The organism is Geodermatophilus sp. SMS 5-13, from assembly GCF_059428245.1.
In genome coordinates this window covers 5,707,393-5,723,050 of record NZ_CP165729.1, presented here as the reverse complement: position 1 = coordinate 5,723,050, position 15,658 = coordinate 5,707,393, and the positions used below count along the sequence as shown (strand labels likewise).

Annotated in this window: 15 protein-coding genes and 1 tRNA gene; 9 read left to right on the top strand and 7 right to left on the bottom strand. The window is 74.3% G+C overall.

Going from position 1 to position 15,658, the window contains the following annotated elements; genetic code table 11:
* Positions 1 to 22: 22 nt before the first annotated feature.
* The 4 genes from AB3388_RS27735 to AB3388_RS27720 all read right to left on the bottom strand — a co-directional run bounded on the left by AB3388_RS27735 (position 23) and on the right by AB3388_RS27720 (position 3,731).
* Positions 23 to 274 (bottom strand): DUF4242 domain-containing protein, encoded by a 252-nt coding sequence (locus tag AB3388_RS27735; RefSeq protein ID WP_495408564.1) that lies wholly within the window; start codon positions 272 to 274, stop codon positions 23 to 25.
* A gap of 133 nt (positions 275 to 407) precedes the next feature.
* Positions 408 to 608, bottom strand: coding sequence for a hypothetical protein (locus AB3388_RS27730; RefSeq protein WP_495408563.1), 201 nt, complete (start codon positions 606 to 608; stop codon positions 408 to 410).
* A gap of 129 nt (positions 609 to 737) precedes the next feature.
* Complete coding sequence (locus tag AB3388_RS27725; protein ID WP_495408562.1) at positions 738 to 3,326, bottom strand: AAA family ATPase; 2,589 nt, start codon at positions 3,324 to 3,326, stop codon at positions 738 to 740.
* A gap of 54 nt (positions 3,327 to 3,380) precedes the next feature.
* Positions 3,381 to 3,731, bottom strand: a complete 351-nt coding sequence (locus AB3388_RS27720) for a hypothetical protein (protein ID WP_495408561.1) — start codon at positions 3,729 to 3,731, stop codon at positions 3,381 to 3,383.
* On the opposite strand from AB3388_RS27720, the gene AB3388_RS27715 reads away from it, so the two are divergent.
* Positions 3,730 to 3,906 carry a hypothetical protein gene (locus AB3388_RS27715; protein ID WP_495408560.1) on the top strand — a complete coding sequence of 59 codons (177 nt, stop codon included), beginning with the start codon at positions 3,730 to 3,732 and terminating at the stop codon, positions 3,904 to 3,906. The two genes, AB3388_RS27720 and AB3388_RS27715, sit on opposite strands and share 2 nt — an antisense overlap.
* Positions 3,907 to 3,964: 58 nt before the next feature.
* Here the strand turns inward: AB3388_RS27715 and AB3388_RS27710 are convergent.
* Positions 3,965 to 4,050 (bottom strand) — tRNA-Leu (locus AB3388_RS27710).
* A 168-nt stretch (positions 4,051 to 4,218) separates the two neighbouring features.
* On the opposite strand from AB3388_RS27710, the gene AB3388_RS27705 reads away from it, so the two are divergent.
* The 7 genes from AB3388_RS27705 (at position 4,219) to pknB (ending at position 13,495) form a co-directional block, all read left to right on the top strand.
* Positions 4,219 to 5,040: an FHA domain-containing protein gene (locus AB3388_RS27705; protein WP_495408559.1), complete on the top strand. Its 822-nt coding sequence runs from the start codon at positions 4,219 to 4,221 to the stop codon at positions 5,038 to 5,040.
* 46 nt (positions 5,041 to 5,086) lie between these two features.
* Positions 5,087 to 5,548 carry an FHA domain-containing protein FhaB/FipA gene (locus AB3388_RS27700; RefSeq protein ID WP_448626219.1) on the top strand — a complete coding sequence of 154 codons (462 nt, stop codon included), beginning with the start codon at positions 5,087 to 5,089 and terminating at the stop codon, positions 5,546 to 5,548.
* Positions 5,545 to 6,873, top strand: a complete 1,329-nt coding sequence (locus AB3388_RS27695) for a PP2C family protein-serine/threonine phosphatase (protein WP_495408558.1) — start codon at positions 5,545 to 5,547, stop codon at positions 6,871 to 6,873. Before AB3388_RS27700 ends, AB3388_RS27695 begins: the two co-directional genes overlap by 4 nt.
* The gene (locus AB3388_RS27690; RefSeq protein WP_495408557.1) at positions 6,873 to 8,279 is read left to right on the top strand and encodes an FtsW/RodA/SpoVE family cell cycle protein; all 1,407 of its coding nucleotides are present in this window, start codon (positions 6,873 to 6,875) and stop codon (positions 8,277 to 8,279) included. The genes AB3388_RS27695 and AB3388_RS27690 overlap by 1 nt, the downstream gene beginning before the upstream one ends.
* Positions 8,276 to 9,736 carry a peptidoglycan D,D-transpeptidase FtsI family protein gene (locus AB3388_RS27685; protein WP_495408556.1) on the top strand — a complete coding sequence of 487 codons (1,461 nt, stop codon included), beginning with the start codon at positions 8,276 to 8,278 and terminating at the stop codon, positions 9,734 to 9,736. Before AB3388_RS27690 ends, AB3388_RS27685 begins: the two co-directional genes overlap by 4 nt.
* Positions 9,736 to 11,451: a serine/threonine protein kinase gene (locus tag AB3388_RS27680; RefSeq protein ID WP_495408555.1), complete on the top strand. Its 1,716-nt coding sequence runs from the start codon at positions 9,736 to 9,738 to the stop codon at positions 11,449 to 11,451. The genes AB3388_RS27685 and AB3388_RS27680 overlap by 1 nt, the downstream gene beginning before the upstream one ends.
* Before the next feature lie 121 nt (positions 11,452 to 11,572).
* The gene (gene pknB, locus AB3388_RS27675; RefSeq protein WP_495408554.1) at positions 11,573 to 13,495 is read left to right on the top strand and encodes a Stk1 family PASTA domain-containing Ser/Thr kinase; all 1,923 of its coding nucleotides are present in this window, start codon (positions 11,573 to 11,575) and stop codon (positions 13,493 to 13,495) included.
* A 66-nt stretch (positions 13,496 to 13,561) separates the two neighbouring features.
* Here pknB and AB3388_RS27670 read toward each other — a convergent pair whose 3' ends face one another.
* Both AB3388_RS27670 and AB3388_RS27665 read right to left on the bottom strand, forming a co-directional pair.
* On the bottom strand, positions 13,562 to 14,218 hold the full coding sequence (locus tag AB3388_RS27670) for an aminodeoxychorismate/anthranilate synthase component II (protein ID WP_495408553.1): 657 nt from the start codon (positions 14,216 to 14,218) through the stop codon (positions 13,562 to 13,564).
* A gap of 17 nt (positions 14,219 to 14,235) precedes the next feature.
* Positions 14,236 to 15,003, bottom strand: coding sequence for a DUF881 domain-containing protein (locus tag AB3388_RS27665; protein ID WP_495408552.1), 768 nt, complete (start codon positions 15,001 to 15,003; stop codon positions 14,236 to 14,238).
* 145 nt (positions 15,004 to 15,148) lie between these two features.
* On the opposite strand from AB3388_RS27665, the gene crgA reads away from it, so the two are divergent.
* Positions 15,149 to 15,415, top strand: a complete 267-nt coding sequence (gene crgA / locus AB3388_RS27660) for a cell division protein CrgA (protein WP_495408551.1) — start codon at positions 15,149 to 15,151, stop codon at positions 15,413 to 15,415.
* Positions 15,416 to 15,658 lie beyond the last annotated feature (243 nt).

The window sequence follows — 15,658 nt, the reverse complement described above, 5'->3', positions numbered from 1 at the left end:
CAGACAGAGGGGCGTGGCCATCTCACGCCCCTTCCCGGACCTGGTGGATCTCGTCGGCGACCAGCCCGTGGGCCACGCGGTGGACGGTGGCCGCCGCCTCGGCCGACGGCGCCTCGACGAGGCAGAAGATCGTGCCCTGCGGCTCGTCGACCCAGTAGCGCAGGTACGACACCTCGTGCTGGTCCTGCACCTTCAGGTCGGCCAGGTGCGCCTGCGTGACGGCGTCCAGCGTGGCCCCGCCGTCCAGGCGGTGGATGTCCATGTAGAGCGGCATCTCGTGCTCCTCGATCTCGTGGCGACCTCGACGCGAGGGACGCTAGGAATGCGATGCCCCTGCTCGGATCGGCGACGGATGCCCAGATCGCACATGCCGGGTGCCTACTTTTCCCGGCGGGGAACAGGCCGGCTCAGCAGGGCTTGTCGCGGCTGATCCCGGTGCAGTGGTTCTCGATCGTCGTCGTCTGCTGCACCGGCGTCGGCTCCGCGGCCGACTGCGGACGGGTGACGAGCAGCGCCACCAGGACACCGGCCAGGACGAGCAGGACGATCCCTGTCGCGACGAACGCACGGTGCGCGGCTGCCCACGACACCCGGGTCGGGGTGGTCATGTCGGGCCCTCGGTCTCTCGCGTCGGAACGGAACGCGAGCGACGGTAGGAACGGCAGGCACCCGCCCGGATCGGCGAGAGATGCCCACCTTGCGCGGGCGGCTGCCCAGCTTCGGGCGGCTGCCCGGCTTCAGGCGTCGAGCAGCCCCAGCCGCTCCGCCTCCCGGGCCGCGGCCGTGCGCGACGGGACGCCCATCTTCGCCAGCAGGGCGGAGACGTGGTGGTCGACGGTGCGCCGCGAGATGAACAGCCGGCGGGAGATGTCCGCGTTCGGCAAGCCGGCGGCCACCAGCGACAGCACCTCCTGCTCACGACGGGTCAGCCCGAGCCGGTGCGAGCGGGTCGCCGCCCTCGGGCCGGCCGGCACGCGGGTCAGGCCACGACGGCGCATGAGGCGGCGCGTCCGCCGGGCCGGGACCACCGCCCCCAGCTCGTCGAGGACGGCGAGCGCCTCGCGCAGCGCCGCTTCGTCGTCCGACTCCGCCAGGGCCAGCGCCGCCTCGTACGGACAGCCCACCGAGCTCCACGCGGCCGCCGCGGCACGCGGATCGCCGGCCAGCTCGAGCGCGCGCGGCTCGGGCAGGTCCACCGGCGTCCCGCCCGGCCGGCCCAGCCGGCGTCGCCAGACCGCGACCGCACCCCGCACCCAGGGGTCGCACCGGTCGGCCACCGCGACGACTCGGGCCAGCTCGTCCGCGGCCCCCTGCGGCCGGTCGGTCAGCCAGGCCGCCTCCACCAGGGCGAGCCGTGCCTGGGCGATCCAGTCCGGCTCGCCGGTGCCGTCGGCCAGCCGCGCCGCCTCATCGAGCACCACCTGCGCCTCCGGATCGCCCCGGCGCGACCGGATCCGGCCCAGCGAGATCAGCGGGTTGATCCGGTTGACCGGGGAGATGCCCCTGTCGCCCAGCATCGCGCCGGCCAGCTCGACCGCCTCGTCCCAGCGACCTCGCTGGTCCAGCCAGTTGGTCCGCTCACCGCGAAGGCACGTGCCGAAGGTGGCGACGTCGTGGTCGTCGCAGTACGCCACACCCTCGGTGAACCACCGGTCGGCGTCGTCGTAGCGCCGCTCGCTGCACGAGAGGCCGTGCAGGTTGGCGTAGGCCCGGCCGGCCGACTCCTCGCGGTCGGCCGCGACGGCGACGTCGAGGGCGCGGAGCATGACCGGCAACCACTCCCGCCCGGAGAACGACCCCGCGCAGGCCTCGGAGTTGAGCGCGTCGCTGAGGATCGTCGGGTCCCCGAGCCGCTCGGCCAGGGCCTGCCCCTGCCGGGCGAGCGTGGTCGACGACTCCAGCCGGCGGTGCAGCATCCGCTGCACCGCCAGGTTGGCGTAGGCCCAGGCCAGCTCCGGACCGGGCGGCTGCTGCGCCGAGAGCACCTCCAGCGCCTGCTGCGCCGCCTCCTCCGCCTCCGCTCCCCGGCACAGCCGGTAGAACGCGCGGGACAGCGCGCGCAGGCTGTCGCCCTCTCGCGTCCGGTCCCCGACCGACCGCCACAACGGCAGCGCCGCCTGGCGGGCCGAAGCCGCATCCGCCCAGCGGTCGACCAGCGACGTCTCGTAGCCGAGGCCGTCCCACAGCGCCGCCCGCGCGGCCGGGTCCAGGTGGGTCGCGAAGCGCAGCGCCCGCTCGTACTGCGCGACCGCCTCCCGGTGGGAGGCCAGGGCGGCCGCCTTCCGCGCGGCCCGTGGCGCGTGCAGGACGACGGCGACGGCGTCCCCGGCGCCCTCGGCGTGGTGGGCGAGCCGGGCCTCGTCCTGGGACCCGGTCGCGTGCAGCGCCGCCAGCAGGTCGGCGTGCATCCGGCTCCGCCGGTGCGCCGGGACGGCGTCGGCCACGGCCAGCCGCGAGATCTCGTGCCGGAACCGCAGGCCGGTCTCGTCGGTCGTGAGCACGCCGCTGGCCAGGCAGGCCTCCAGCCCGGCCGCGGCGTCGGGCACGACCCGCTCGAGCAGGGGCGGGTCCACGCGCGACCCGGCCAGCGCGGCGTACTCGAGCAGCCGCCGGGAGCCGGTGTCCAGCGGGACCAGGCGGGCCAGCACCGCCTCCCGCGCCGACACGGGCAGCACCCCGCCGCCGGCGGCCAGCACCTCGGTGACGAAGAACGGGTTACCGCCGGTGAGCCGGAACAGGTCGTCCGCCTCCACCGGGGAGGTCGCGGCGAGCTCGCGGACGGCGGACTCCGAGAGCACCGGCAGGGCCAGGCGCCGGGTCGTGCGCAGCGAGCCGAGAGAGCCCAGCACGACCCGCAGCGGGTGGTCCGGCGGCAGGCCGTCGTCCCGGAACGTGGCGATCAGCAGGACCCGCAGACCCCGCAGCCGCCGACTGAGGAACCGCAGCAGGTCCAGCGTCGCCTCGTCGGCCCAGTGCAGGTCCTCGACGACGACGACCTGCAGACCCGACCCGGCGCCCAGCCGGCGCAGTAGCGCCGCGAACAGCGTGTCGCGGTCCGCGCCGGCGTCGCACGCCTCCTGCAGCTCACCGCCCAGGCGCTCGGCGAGGTCGAACAGCGGGCCGAGCGGGCGCGGGGTGAACAGGCCGTCGCAGGCGCTCCAGGTCCAGGTCGCGGCGCGCAGCTCGGCCTCGAGGCGCTCCAGCAGGGCGGTCTTGCCGACGCCGGCCTCGCCGGAGACCAGCACCAGCCGCCCCTCGCCGGCGCGCGCCTCGTCGGCCAGCCGCGTCAGCGACAGGAGCAGGCCGTCGCGCTCGAGCAGCCGCACGGCGGCATTGTTCGCCGCCCGTGCAGCGGGGGGAACCCCCGCGGGGCGCGTGCGTCAGGCGGCCAGGCGGTGGTGGTGGCACCGGCCACCGGCGGCCGCACGGGCGCCGCACGGCGCACCGGCCTTGGTCCGGCCGCCCGCATCCCCGCAGCGCACCGGCGCCGCGGGCCGCTCCTCGACCGCGGCCGCGACGGGACGGGCGAACGGCAGGATGACGGCGTCCGGACCGCTCTCCGGCGCCACGGGCGCAACGGCGACGGGCGCAACCGCCACGGGCGCAACGGCCACGGGCGCAACGGCCACGGGCGTGGCGGTCCGGCGGCTGCGGAGCCGGCGAAGGGCGGCCGAGACGGTCAGCCCGGCGGCGGTGACGACGAGAGCGGTGACGACCCGACGAGAGCGCATGCCCTTCTCATCGGCGGTCCCGCGGCCGGTCGGCACCGCGCGTCCTCACCGGCGCCGGGATCCATGCCGGCTCAGCGGCCTCGGCGTGTCGCCGGAGACGATCGAGGCGATCGGCGCGCGGCTCGCCCCGCTGCGAGGGCAGGTCGTCACGGAGGAGCGCGCCGTCGCCGGCTGACCACCCCACAACGCAGCGAGCCGGCCCCCACGGGGACCGGCTCGCTGCGCATCGTGCGTGGTGGGCAAGGGGGGAGTTGAACCCCCACGTCCTTCCGGACACACGGACCTGAACCGTGCGCGTCTGCCATTCCGCCACTTGCCCTGGCGAGGCAGAACAGTATCAGGACGCCCGCGGCAGCCGGGACGACCCCCGTCGAGCACTCGCCGGGACGACGTCCTCCGGGGCGTCGCGGGTTCCTGGCCGGTCCGGCGCGGTACGCACGGCTACGATCACGTGTCAGACGTCCGATGCGAGCGCAAGGGAGCGACTGTGGGTGTGCTGCAGCGCTTCGAGCGACGACTCGAGGGCATGGTGGGTCTCGCTTTCGCCCGCATCTTCAAGGGCAAGGTGCATCCCGCCGAGATCGCCAAGGCGCTGCAGCGCGAGGCCGACGAGCAGCGCAGCGTGATGGGCGAGGGCCGGGTGCTGGCCCCGAACATGTACGTCGTCCGGCTGGGTGAGGTCGACTACGCCAACCTGGCCGAGTGGTCCGACCAGCTGGCCGGCGAGCTCGCCGACATGGTCACCGAGCACATCAACGACGAGGGCTACCAGATCTTCGACGCCGTCCAGGTGACCCTCGAGCGCGACGACGACCTGCCGACCGGCGTGTTCGAGGTCAGCTCGCACGTCGCCGACCCGGCGCGGCCGCCGTCCCAGGAGTCCTCGCTCGCCCCGCCGCCGGTGAACGGCTTCCCGAGCGCGGCGCACCCCTCCCTGCCGCCGCTGCCGCCGCTGCGCGGCCGGGTGGCGACCGACACCGGCCGGCAGTCGCCGTCGATGGTCGGCCGGGCCGGCTCGCGGATCCAGCACATGCTCGTCGTCGACGGCCCCGGCACGCGGCACACGCTGTCCACCGGGCGCAACGTCATCGGCCGGGGCACCGAGGCCGACATCCGGCTGCCCGACACCGGGGTGAGCCGCAAGCACGTCGACGTCGTCCTCGACAACGGCACCGCGGTCGCCGAGGACCTCGGGTCGACCAACGGCACGCTGGTCAACGGCCGCCGGATCAGCCGCCAGCCGCTGTCGGACGGCGACGTCATCCGGATCGGCCACTCCGTGCTGGTCTACCGGCAGGACGGCGCGTGACGTCGGTTCGGCGCTCGGATGCGGTCGCCACCGGAGGGGTGGTCGCATGACCGCCGAGATCGTCCTGCAGATCTTCCGCTTCGGCTTCCTGCTGCTGCTGTGGCTGTTCATCTTCGCGGCGTTCCGCGTGGTCCGGGCCGACCTCTTCGGTGGCCGCGCCGGCCGGGTGGCCTCGGTGCCGCCGCGGGCGGCCGCGAACAAGAAGAAGGGCCAGCGCGGCCCGCGGACCCTCGTGGTCACCGCCGGCCCGCTGACCGGCACCAAGATCACCCTCGGTGACCAGCCGATCCTCATCGGCCGGGCCGACGACTCCACCCTCGTCCTCACCGACGACTTCGCCAGCTCCCGGCACGCGCGGCTGACCAACCGCGGCGGCCAGTGGTACGTGGAGGACCTCGGCTCCACCAACGGCACCTACCTGGACCAGCAGCGCGTCCAGGGTCCGCTGCTGGTGGCCCCGGGCCAGCCGATCCGGATCGGGCAGACCGCGCTGGAGCTGCGGTCATGAGCCTCGTGCTCCGCTACGCGGCCCGCTCCGACCGGGGCCTGATCCGCGGCAACAACCAGGACTCGGTCTACGCCGGCCCGCGGCTGCTCGCCGTCGCCGACGGCATGGGCGGGCACGCCGCCGGCGACGTCGCCAGCAAGGTCGTCATCGCCGCGCTCGAGCACCTGGACGACGACACCCCCTCCGGCGACATGCTGCAGTCGCTGCGCGCGGCGGTCTTCGAGGGCAGCGAGCACCTGCGCGAGGTGATCCGCGAGGCCCCGCAGCTCGAGGGCATGGGGACGACGCTGACCGCCGTCCTGTTCGCCGGCGGCCGGCTGGCCCTCTGCCACGTCGGCGACTCGCGCGCCTACCTCCAGCGCGACGGCGTCCTGTCGCAGATCACGCACGACGACACCTTCGTCCAGACGCTGATCGACGACGGCCGGATCACGCCCGAGGAGGCCAACCACCACCCGCAGCGCTCGCTGCTGCTGCGCGCGCTCAACGGGCAGGAGGTCGAGCCCGACCTCTCGATGCGCGAGGCCCGCGCCGGTGACCGCTACCTGCTCTGCTCCGACGGCCTCTCCGGCGTGGTGAGCGAGGAGACGCTCGCCGAGGCGCTCAAGGACCCCGACCCGCAGTCGACCGCCGACCGGCTGATCGAGCTCGCGCTGCGCAGCGGCGGCCCCGACAACATCACGGTGATCGTCGCCGATGTCGTCGAGAACGGCGGCCAGCCCGCGCGGATCGACCCGGTCGTCGACGGCGCCGCCGGCGACAACGTCGGCCAGCGCCAGGTCGACCCGCGCTCGGCCGCCGGCCGGGCCGCGCTCGCCGATCCCACCCCGCCCGCTCCGCCGCCGACCGTCCAGTCCGGCGCCGCCCCGCCGCCCCGCCGCCGGCGGCCGCTGCGGCTGGCGCTGCTGGCCGTCGGGCTGGTCGTCGTCCTGGTGGGGGCCGGGATCGGCACGTACGCGTGGGCGCTGCAGCACTGGTTCGTCGGCGTCGACGGCGCCGGGGACGACGCCCACGTCGCGGTCTTCCGCGGCCTGCACACCTCACCGTTCGGCGTGGACCTCTACCGGATGGACGAGGCCACCGAGCTCCTGGTCAGCGACCTGACCCCCGCGGCGCGCAGCCGGGTGCGCGACGGCATCGAGGCCGACGACGCCGGCGACGCCGACCGCATCCTCTCCGCGCTGCGCGAGCAGCGGCTGCCGGTCTGCCGCACGAGCAGCGGCAAGGCCAGCACGCCCACCCCGTCCCGCCCCGCCACCTCCACGACAGCGACCCGGACGTCGTCGTCCGCCGAGCCGGGAGTGGACTGCCGGGAGGAGAAGTGATGTCGGGCCCGTCCACCGACCCGCGCGCCGTGGCCGCCAACGCGCCCAAGCGGCGCGGCACCGAGCTGGCGCTGCTGGCCTTCGCGCTCCTCATCACCCTCGCGGCGCAGTGCATCGTCGACCTCACCGTGACCGGGTCGCTGCGGCCCGAGCTGGCCACCTTCGGCGCGTGGATCACGGCCCTGTGGGTCGTGGCCCACCTGGTGATCCGCAAGTGGGCGCCCTACGCCGACCCGCTGCTGCTGCCCGCGGTCGCCCTGCTGGTCGGGCTCGGTCTCGCGGTCATCCACCGGCTGGACCTCGCCGAGGCCCAGGACGGCGGCGAACCGGGCAGCAGCGCCGCCACGCAGCTGCTGTGGGCCACGATCGGCGTCGCGCTGTTCGTCGCCGTCCTCGTGGTGATCCGCGACCACCGGGTGCTCTCCCGCTACGCCTACACGCTGATGCTGGTCGGGCTCGTCCTGCTCGCCCTCCCGGCGCTGCTGCCGGCGGCGATCTCCGAGGTCAACGGCGCCAAGATCTGGATCCGCGTCGCCGGCTTCTCCATCCAGCCCGGCGAGTTCGCCAAGATCTGCCTGGTCGTCTTCTTCGCCGCCTACCTGGTCGACAAGCGCGACGTCCTCGCGCTGGCCAGCCGCAAGGTGATGGGCCTGGAGCTGCCGCGCGGGCGCGACCTCGGCCCGGTGCTCGTGGCCTGGCTGCTGTCGATCCTCGTGCTGGTCTTCGAGCGCGACCTCGGCAGCTCGCTGCTGCTGTTCGGCATCTTCGTGGTGATGCTCTACGTGGCCACGGAGCGGGCCAGCTGGCTGCTCATCGGCCTGGGCCTGTTCGCCGGCGGCGCGTTCCTCGCCTACCAGATCTTCGGCCACGTCCAGGCCCGCGTGGACGTCTGGCTGGACCCGTTCGCCTACCGGGACACCTCGGGCTACCAGCTGGTCCAGTCGCTGTTCGGCCTGGGCACGGGCGGCCTCTTCGGCGCCGGCCTCGGCGGCGGGCGGCCGGATCAGGTGCCGGTGGCCAAGAGCGACTTCATCGCCGCCGCGATCGGCGAGGAGCTGGGCCTGTTCGGCCTGGTCGCGGTGATCATCGTCTACCTGATCCTGGTCGAGCGCGGCCTGCGCACCTCGCTGATCGTCCGCGACGCCTTCGGCAAGCTGCTCGCCGCCGGCCTGGCGTTCGCCATCGCCTGGCAGGTGTTCGTCGTCCTCGGCGGCGTCACCGGGCTGCTGCCGCTGACCGGCCTGACCACCCCGTTCCTGGCCTACGGCGGGTCGTCGCTGGTGGCCAACTTCGGCCTGGTCGCCCTGCTGGTCCGCATCAGCGACGCCGCGCGCCGCCCGGCCACCCCGCCGGCCCCGCAGCCGCCGCGGCTGGGCGATGCGCCGACCGAGATCGTGCAGTCGTGAACGCGCCCCTGCGCCGCGTGGCGATCAGCGTGCTCGTGCTGTTCACGCTGCTGATCATCAACGTCAACTACATCCAGGTGGTCCGCGCCGACAAGCTGCGCGAGGACCCGGCCAACACCCGCGTGCTGGCCGAGGAGTACGAGCGCGAGCGCGGGTCGATCGTCGTCGAAGGCAGCGAGATCGCGCTGTCCACCCGGACCGACGACCGGCTGACCTACCTGCGGCAGTACCCGCAGGGGCCGCTGTACGCGCCGGTGACCGGCTACTACTCGCTCGTCTACAACACCGCGGGGCTCGAGCGCGCCGAGAACGACGTCCTGGCCGGCAACGACCCGCGGCTTTTCGCCCGGCGGCTGGCCGACCTGTTCACCGGCCGCGACCCCTCCGGCGGCGACGTCGTCCTCACCCTCGACCCGACCGTGCAGCAGACCGCCATGGAGGCGCTCGACGGGGTCACCGGGGCGGTCGTCGCGCTGAACCCGAAGACCGGCGCCATCCTCGGGCTGGCCAGCACGCCCACCTACGACCCGAACCTGCTCTCCAGCCACGACCCGGCGGGGATCCGCGACTACGCCGCCCAGCTCGGCGGGGCCAGCCCGGACCCGCGGATCAACCAGGGCATCCACGAGCGCTACTCCCCCGGCTCGGTGTTCAAGGTCATCGTCTCCGCAGCGGCCCTCGAGGACGGCTACACCCCCGAGACCACGGTCCCCGCGCCGGACCTGCTGACCCTGCCCGGGACGAACACCACGCTGGAGAACTTCAACGGCGAGAGCTGCAACGGCGGCGCCGACCAGTCCCTGATCGACGCGCTCACGATCTCCTGCAACACCGCCTTCGCCCAGCTCGGCATCGACCTCGGCGAGGACAAGATCCGCAGCATGGCCGAGGCGTTCGGGATGGACGGCGAGGGCTTCGAGATGCCGCTCCCGGTCGTGGGCAGCACCATCGGCGAGATCGAGAACGACGCGCAGCTCGGGATCAGCTCGATCGGCCAGCAGGACGTGCAGATGACCACCATGCAGGGCGCGATGATCGCCGCGGCAGTGGCCAACGGCGGCTCGCTCATGCAGCCCTTCCTGGTCGACCAGGTGCGCGCACCCGACCTCACCGTCATCGACCAGACCGACCCCGAGGAGAAGAGCCAGCCGGTCTCCGAGGAGGTCGCCGGCGAGCTGCGGGACATGATGGTCAGCGTCGTCGAGAACGGCACGGGCCGGCGGGCGCAGATCCCCGGCGTGACCGTGGGCGGCAAGACCGGGACCGCCGAGGTCGGCGACGGGGTCAACCCGCACACCTGGTTCGTCGGCTTCGCCGGCGAGGGCGATCGGCAGATCGCCCTCGCGGTGTTCGTCCGCAACGGCGGCAAGAGCGGGACGGAGGGCACCGGGGGCGACATCTCCGCCCCGATCGCCCGTCAGGTGATGGAGGCCTATCTCGGGGAACAGGGGGGCTGATGACACTCTCCCTGGGCACCCTGCTCGCCGGGCGCTACGAGATCACCGCCCCCGTCGCCGTCGGCGGCATGGGGGAGGTGTGGCGCGCCCGCGACCGGGTCCTCGACCGCACGGTCGCTGCCAAGGTGCTGCGCAGCGAGTTCACCGGCGACCCGAACTTCCTCGCCCGCTTCCGGAACGAGGCCCGCCACACCGCGGCCCTCTCGCACCCGAACATCGCCTCGGTCTACGACTACGGCGAGACCGTCGACGAGCGCACCGGTGCCAACCTGGCGTTCCTCGTCATGGAGTTCGTCGAGGGGCAGCCGCTCGTGTCGATCCTCCACGACGAGGGCCGGCTGCCCGTCGACTGGACGCTGCACGTGCTCGGCCAGGCCGCCGAGGGGCTCTCCGCCGCGCACCGTGCCGGGGTCGTGCACCGCGACATCAAGCCGGGCAACCTCATGGTCCGGCCCGACGGCGTGGTCAAGCTGACCGACTTCGGCATCGCCCAGGCCCGCGACGCGGCGCCGCTGACCCGCACCGGCATGGTGGTCGGCACCGCCCAGTACCTCTCCCCCGAGCAGGCGCAGGGCTTCGAGGTCACCGCCGCCTCGGACGTCTACTCGCTCGGCGTGGTGGCCTACGAGTGCCTGACCGGCGTGCGCCCGTTCGACGGCGCCTCGCAGGTCGCCATCGCGCTCGCGCACATCAACCGGCCACCGCCCCCGCTGCCCGAGGACATCCCGCCGGCGGTCCGGGCGCTGGTCGAGCGCGCGCTGTCCAAGGACGCCGCGCAGCGGTTCCCGGACGGCGGGGCGTTCGCCGAGGCGATCCGCGAGGTGGCGGCGGGTGGCTCGGCGCCCGCGACGGGCGCGTCCACCGACGTCCTCGCCGTCCCGGAGGGGGCCACCCAGGTCTTCGGCGCGGCCACCGGCGCCGCCGTGGCCGCGGCAGCCGGCGCGCCGACGACGTCGCCGCGGCCGATGCCGCCGCTGCAGGGGCCGCCGGCCGACGAGGACGGCGCGGCCGGCGAGCCGTGGGAGGAGGAGCCCCGGCGCCGCCGCCGCTGGGCGCTGATCGCCGCGGTCGTGCTCGTGCTGCTCCTGCTGGGCGCCGGCGGCTGGTACCTGCTCGGCAGCGGCGGCGACGACTCCGGCGGCGGCAGCCAGGCGACCGCCTCGACGACCAGCAGCGCCCCCACCTCCGCGGGCACCGTGGCCATCGACACCGACAGCTTCATCGGCCGGGACTTCGACGACGTCCGGGCGCAGCTCGAGGGCCAGGGGCTGACCGTCACCCGCGCCGAGGCCTCCGGCGCGCTCCTGGCCGATCTGGGCCGGGAGCTCGACCGGAACGCCGTCGCCGGCTCCGACCCCGCGAACACGACCGTGCCGGTGGGCTCGGGCGTCACGCTCTTCGTCGCCTCCGACGGCTTCACCCCCGACAGCGGCGAGGGCGGCGACACCACCCAGCAGCCGCAGCAGACGACGACGTCCGCGGCCCCGACGACGGCGCAGCCGACCACGGACGAGCCCACGACCGACGAGCCGACGACCGAGCAGCCGACGACGGAGGAGCCGACGGAGCAGCTGCCGGGCGAACCCGCGGACCCCGGCGGTGGCGGTGGCGGTGGCGGTGGCGGTGGCGGCGAGCCGACCGGGGGCGAGACCCCCACGGCCGAGCCGCAGACGCCGCAGGCCGGTGCGGCCGTTGTGGAGGATGGGACGGCGTGATCGCCTTTCCCTGCGCATCCCGGTTTCGGGCGTCCGCAGCGGTTAGGCTGCCCGACGGCCCCCTCCGGCTCTGCCGGGGCGTCCCCCGGGGCGCGCACGGCACCACCCGAGAGGACCTCCGATGACCACCCCGCAAGTGCTCGGCGAGCGCTACGAGATCGGCGGGGTCCTCGGCCGCGGCGGCATGGCCGAGGTCCATCGCGGCCGCGACCTCCGGCTCGGCCGTGAGGTGGCCGTCAAGGTCCTGCGCCAGGACCTCGCCCGCGACCCCTCCTTCCAGGTCCGCTTCCGCCGCGAGGCGCAGGCCGCCGCGTCGCTGAACCACCCCGCGATCGTCGCCGTCTACGACACCGGCGAGGACCGCACCGCCAGCGGCGCCACCCCGTACATCGTCATGGAGTACGTCGAGGGCGAGACGCTGCGCGACGTCCTCCGGCGCGAGGGCGTGCTCACCCCCGAGCGGGCCATGAAGTTCGCCGCCGACATCTGCGGCGCCCTGGACTTCAGCCACCGCAACGGCATCGTGCACCGCGATGTGAAGCCCGGGAACGTGATGATCACGCCCTCGGGCTCGGTCAAGGTCATGGACTTCGGCATCGCGCGCGCGGTCTCGGACTCCGCGGCCACCATGACCTCGACCGCCGCGGTGATCGGCACCGCGCAGTACCTCTCGCCGGAGCAGGCCCGCGGTGAGGGCGTCGACGCCCGCTCCGACGTCTACTCCGTCGGCTGCCTGCTCTACGAGCTGGTCACCGGGGCGCCGCCGTTCACCGGCGACTCCCCCGTCGCCGTGGCCTACCAGCACGTGCGCGAGGACCCGCGGCTGCCGTCGTCGATCAACCCGGACGTGCCGCCGGAGCTGGACGCGATCCTGCTCAAGGCGATGAGCAAGAACCCGGCGAACCGCTACCAGTCGGCCGCGGACATGCGCAACGACCTCCAGCGGGCCATGGCCGGCCAGCGGGTCGAGGCCACGCCGGTCATGAACGACGCCGAGAAGACCACGATCCTGGCGGCCGCGCCCGGCGGGTACGGCGGCTACGGCCACGACGACGGGGACTGGGGCGAGGAGGACGAGGCCGCGCGCCGCAAGCGCCGGAACCGCATCATCGCGATCGCCAGCATCGTCGCCGTCCTGCTCATCGGCGGCGTGATCACGCTGGCCGTGCTGCTCGGCGGCAACGACGACAACACCCCGCCGGCCACGCAGCAGGTGACCGTGCCGAACGTCGTCAACGCGACCGAGGCCGACGCCCGCTCCCAGATCGAGTCGGCGGGCCTGGCCGTCGGCACGGTGACCCCGCAGCCCAGCACGCCGGAGCAGAAGGGCCTGGTGCTCTCCACCAACCCGGCCGCCGGCGCCAAGGCCGACGAGGGCGCGAAGGTCGACCTCGCCGTCGGTGCGGGCCCGAACACCCTGGCCATCCCGGCGGTCATCAACCTCGACGTGGACCAGGCGCGGGACAACCTCCGGGGCGCCGGTTTCACGGGGAACATCAACACCGACCAGGTGGACAGCCTCGAGGCCGAGGGCACCGTCGTCGACGTCGACCCGGCGCAGGGCTCGCAGGCCGCGCTCGACGCCGAGATCACGCTGTCGGTGTCCGACGGCGACGCGCCCATCCCGACGGTCGTCGGCCAGCAGCAGGACGCCGCCCAGGCGGCCCTCCGCGACGCCGGGTTCACCAACGTCACCGTGGAGCAGGCCGAGGACTCCACGCAGCCCGCGGGCACCGTCGTCGGCGTCAGCCCGGGCGAGGGCCAGCAGGCCAGCGCCGGCACCCAGATCACGCTCAGCGTGGCCACCGCCCCGGCCGCGCCCACCGAGCTGACCGTGCCCTCAACCGTGGGCCAGACCGAGGCGCAGGCTCGGCAGACCCTGGCGCAGGCAGGCTTCACCAACATCGTCACCCAACCCACGGAAAACGACGGGACGCACGAGGTCGGCACCGTTGCGAACTCCAACCCGGAGCCTGGTGACCAGGCCGCGCCCGACGACGAGATCACGCTGTTGGTCTTCGGCCAGCCCACCGTGGGCGGCTGAGCCGGCCGCTGACGCGATGAGGGCCCCCTCCCGATCCCGGGAGGGGGCCCTCGTGCGTTCCGGGGCTCAGGCGGGCGTGCCGACCAACCGGCGGGCGCTCGCGGAGGCGGCCTCCACCATGGCCTCGTCGGGCGCCAGGCCGCAGGCGGCCAGCCAGTTGGCGAGCATCCGGTGGCCGCCCTCGGTGAGCACCGACTCGGGGTGGAACTGCACGCCCTCGATCGGCAGCTCGCGGTGGCGCAGCGCCATGACGACGCCGGACTGCGTGGAGCCGGTGACCTCGAGTTCGGCGGGCACGGTCTCGGGGTCGACGGCCAGGGAGTGGTACCGGGTCGCGGTGAACGGCGACGGCAGGCCGGCGAGGACCCCGGCGCCGGTGTGCAGCACCTGGCTGGTCTTGCCGTGCAGCAGCTCCGGCGCCCGCACGACCTCGGCCCCGAAGGCCTCGGCGATGCCCTGGTGGCCCAGGCACACGCCGAACACCGGCGTGCCGGCCTCGGCGGCCGCGCGGACCATCGGGACGGTCACGCCCGCGTCGGCCGGGGTGCCGGGCCCGGGGGAGAGCAGGACGCCGGCCACGCCGAGGTCGGGGAGCTCGTCGACGGTGACGGCGTCGTTGCGCCGGACGATGCAGCGCACGCCGAGCTGGCCCAGGTACTGGACGAGGTTGTAGACGAAGCTGTCGAAGTTGTCGACGACGAGGACGGGCCGGGTCTCGGGCACCCCCCAGGTGTACACGCTCAGCGCGGGGCCGCGTACTGGAGGTCCAGCGATCCGGTGTACTTCGGCAGCGTGACCTGCGCCCGCTCGTGCACGGTGAAGGTGAGCCCGAACGCCTGCACGGCCTGCTGCAGGATCCCCACCTGCGGGGAGGCGGCCAGCTGCGCCCGCACGGCGTCCGCGTCGCCGATCGCGGTGATGACGAACGGCGGGGAGTAGGTGCGCCCCTGCAGCAGGAGCACGTTGCCCACGCAGCGGACGGCGCTGGTCGCGATCAGCCGCAGGTCCATGATCGCAACGCCGTCGGCCCCCGCCGCCCACACCGCGTTCACGACCGCCTGCACGTCGGACTGGTGGATCACCAGGTCGTCGGGGCGGGCGTTGGTCGGCAGCGTGCCGTCGGCGCGGGGCGGCGCGTCGTCGAGGGTGATCTCCACACCGGGGCCGGACAGCGGCACCACGGCCGCCGACAGCGCCCCCGCGTCGGCCGCGTCCCGGGCCGCGGCGACGTCCCCGTCCCGGGAGGCCGCCTGGTCGGTCAGCCGCTGCGCCTGCTCCTGCAGATCGTCGAGCAGCTGCTGCTGGCGGTCGTTGGCGCGGCTGCGCTGGCCGATCAGGCTGGAGAGCTCGGTGACGTCGCCGGCCCGAAGGTCGGTGCCCTGGGCTGTCCGGCCCGACGTGGCGAACAGCAGCCCGGCGGCGAGCGCGACCACTGGCACCAGCGCCGTCCACGCCGAGGGCCGCGAGAACCGCAGCCGGGCGGGCAGGAGGGAGCCGGAGCGGGCCACGGCACCTCCTCGAGCGGGGGCCCCGGGGGGCACGATCGGGCGGCCACGACATGGCGGAACGCGACGGTCGCCCGTTGGCAGCTTAGGCTGGGAGGCAGTGGCGGCCGGGGACGACGGACCGGCGCCCGCGGAGGGAGTTCGCACGGTGCCCAAGTCCAAGGTGCGCAAGAAGTCGGTCTACACGCCGCCGGAGGGCGCGCTGCAGTCCCGCGGGGCGCGGGCCGTGAAGCCCAGCCCCCGCTGGTACGCCGTCCTCATGGTGGCCCTCATGCTGCTGGGCCTGGTGTGGATCGTCGTGTACTACGTGGCCGGCGACAAGATCCCGCTGATGGTCTCCCTCGGCGCGTGGAACTTCGCGATCGGCTTCGGCGCCATGGTGGCCGGTCTGGTCATGTCGATGCGCTGGCGCTGAAGAAGCCCCCTCCTGCCCCCCCCTCGCACGCTCGGGGCGGGACCCTGCAGGAGGGCCGCCTCGCACGGCCCGAAGGCCCTCGTCCCCCTGGGACGAGGGCCTTCGGCGTTTCCGGGCTGGGGATGCTGTGCACAGACCGACGCTTCGTCCACAGGTCGACATGGCGCTTCACCCCCAGGGTTGTCCACCGAGTGTGGAGAGAGGGAACCGGTCGTCACATCGTTGACCTGCGCAAATGCGCTG

Bases quoted from the DNA above. Each gene is read 5' to 3' on its own strand.
- AB3388_RS27730 (WP_495408563.1), bottom strand. From the start codon at position 608: ATGACCACCCCGACCCGGGTGTCGTGGGCAGCCGCGCACCGTGCGTTC.
- AB3388_RS27715 (WP_495408560.1), top strand. From the start codon at position 3,730: ATGCCCTTCTCATCGGCGGTCCCGCGGCCGGTCGGCACCGCGCGTCCT.
- AB3388_RS27695 (WP_495408558.1), top strand. From the start codon at position 5,545: ATGAGCCTCGTGCTCCGCTACGCGGCCCGCTCCGACCGGGGCCTGATC.
- AB3388_RS27680 (WP_495408555.1), top strand. From the start codon at position 9,736: ATGACACTCTCCCTGGGCACCCTGCTCGCCGGGCGCTACGAGATCACC.
- AB3388_RS27720 (WP_495408561.1), bottom strand. From the start codon at position 3,731: ATGCGCTCTCGTCGGGTCGTCACCGCTCTCGTCGTCACCGCCGCCGGG.
- AB3388_RS27735 (WP_495408564.1), bottom strand. From the start codon at position 274: ATGCCGCTCTACATGGACATCCACCGCCTGGACGGCGGGGCCACGCTG.
- AB3388_RS27690 (WP_495408557.1), top strand. From the start codon at position 6,873: ATGTCGGGCCCGTCCACCGACCCGCGCGCCGTGGCCGCCAACGCGCCC.
- pknB (WP_495408554.1), top strand. From the start codon at position 11,573: ATGACCACCCCGCAAGTGCTCGGCGAGCGCTACGAGATCGGCGGGGTC.
- AB3388_RS27700 (WP_448626219.1), top strand. From the start codon at position 5,087: ATGACCGCCGAGATCGTCCTGCAGATCTTCCGCTTCGGCTTCCTGCTG.